This is a genomic window from Massilimicrobiota sp. SW1139 (genome assembly GCF_012027715.1).
GTDB classification, from domain to species: Bacteria; Bacillota_I; Bacilli_A; order Erysipelotrichales; family Coprobacillaceae; genus Allocoprobacillus; species Allocoprobacillus merdigallinarum.
This window is the reverse complement of record NZ_SJOR01000044.1, coordinates 1-1,850: the sequence shown is the minus strand read 5'-3', so window position 1 is coordinate 1,850 and position 1,850 is coordinate 1. Positions and strand designations below refer to the sequence as shown.

Genomic DNA, 1,850 nt, shown 5'->3' with positions numbered 1-1,850 from the left:
TTTTTTCTTTCTGTGCTAAAAAAGCACAAAAAGATACTGATCATTTTTAATGATTTTTTTAAGTTTTTAAGTTATAATTTTTTTAGAAAATGATGTCTATACTACCGATTAGCGTTTTATACGTAAATATCCCTTTTTCATTTTTCTAACTTTGGGATTTCGTTTGCCATCAACTCTATATTTGAGTGTTGTTGGTTTCTTGGTATAGACATTCCATCTTCCAAAGAGTCTATTGGGTCGAATAGGCTCTTTATTTTTTGAGGCTTTTCTTATTATTTTACTTATTAATCTCCTGAATTCATCTTTCATGTTTAATAGTTTTGCAAGATTAGCCCTTAATAATTGTATCAGGTTATTTATATTTGTCTGATAATTATATTTTTCAGTATGTGTGATAAGTTTATCTGATTCTTTTTTTATCATTGCAGCTAAATTATGAACTATAACCTGTGAATGTAATTCCTGCAGTATGAGTTCTGCTTTTTCGCTCGTTACTCTTTCCATCTCAACCTTATTTTTTAGGATATCATATCCGGTTTCTGCTGACCATCTGTTTCCATAAAGCTGTAGCACTTCTTTTGTTGACCATTCATTTTCATCAAGATTCGTGAAAATAATGATTTCTTCATCTTTTTCACTAACCTTTAATTGCCTTAATTCAGATTTCATAACTTTGATGACTCTTAACCTGAAGTTCCTATGCTCTCTGGCATAATCCTTGACTTCTTCAATTTTAAAGCGATCAATCCATCTGTCATCCAAATCTATTTCAATCCAACCATCTCTTTCAATATTTTCTAGCTGTTTCTTATAAAAGTTTGGCTTTCCTCTGTAACAGAATTTATCGCCTTTCATATTATAATAAACAAAGATATCAGTTGATGGATAATTGCGGTCACCCATGTATATAACTTTCTGCTTTTCTAGAATATCATGAATATTATTCATTTGTTCATATGCCATGGGTATTTCAGAATCCTTATAAGATTTAATCAATACATCAATATATATACCATTGCATACATCTAAAAATCCAGATATTCTTGGAGAAGCTTTAAATAAATTGTTTCTATTGGGATCATTAACTCCAAAAACTCTAGCATTTTCTTCAGTGTAAGGTGCTTCTCCAACCGATCCATCTATAGCTACAACTGTATATCCTTTCAATGTTTCATAATCATTATTCTGATAATAGTGCTTACATAACTTTGAATTTATATATGGAAACACCTTATAATCCAACTTTTCCTGTGCCTGAAATATCGCCTGCTTGGAAACTGACTTTTCCAATTCAAAAGATGAATAGTAATGATTGATTTCATTGGCAACTGTGTAACCTTGTCTAGATATGAGAAACTTGAGCAGTCCTGTAAGTCCTAATTTTGAATCTCTTGTAAAATATCTAGGATCTTTTCTAGCAATCTCAAAAATATCAGGATGAGACAAAAGAGCATCAAAATATTCAAATGTAGAATAGATAGACATTATTCTTCATCATCATACACAAGTCTAGGTTTCTTTTTAGCATACATGGCTTTAAGATAGGGAACCTGTTCTTCAGTAAGAAGACCAAAACTACGAATAGTGCGGTGCTTGATTTTATCACCATCACGATAAGACTCAACAAGAGAACAGAAATAAGTTCCTTTTTTGCCTCTATTATTTTGAACAACCTTCACAAACATAAAACCACCCCTTTTCTATACTACAATTATACCATTAAATCATTGAGATTTCACTAAATATGATATATCACTTCTATAATTACTTATGAATCTTAATAAACAAAAAAAGAAATCTGAATATGTCAGATTTCTAATTTAAATTTGTCGTTAAATTGACGACATTGA

At 30.3% G+C, this 1,850-nt stretch carries 2 protein-coding genes; both read right to left on the bottom strand.

The window, feature by feature from the left end:
- Positions 1 to 108 precede the first annotated feature (108 nt).
- Positions 109 to 1,485 carry an IS4 family transposase gene (locus tag E0K96_RS12025; protein ID WP_168083444.1) on the bottom strand — a complete coding sequence of 459 codons (1,377 nt, stop codon included), beginning with the start codon at positions 1,483 to 1,485 and terminating at the stop codon, positions 109 to 111.
- Positions 1,485 to 1,685 (bottom strand): hypothetical protein, encoded by a 201-nt coding sequence (locus E0K96_RS12020; protein ID WP_087244157.1) that lies wholly within the window; start codon positions 1,683 to 1,685, stop codon positions 1,485 to 1,487. The genes E0K96_RS12025 and E0K96_RS12020 overlap by 1 nt, the downstream gene beginning before the upstream one ends.
- Positions 1,686 to 1,850: the final 165 nt, after the last annotated feature.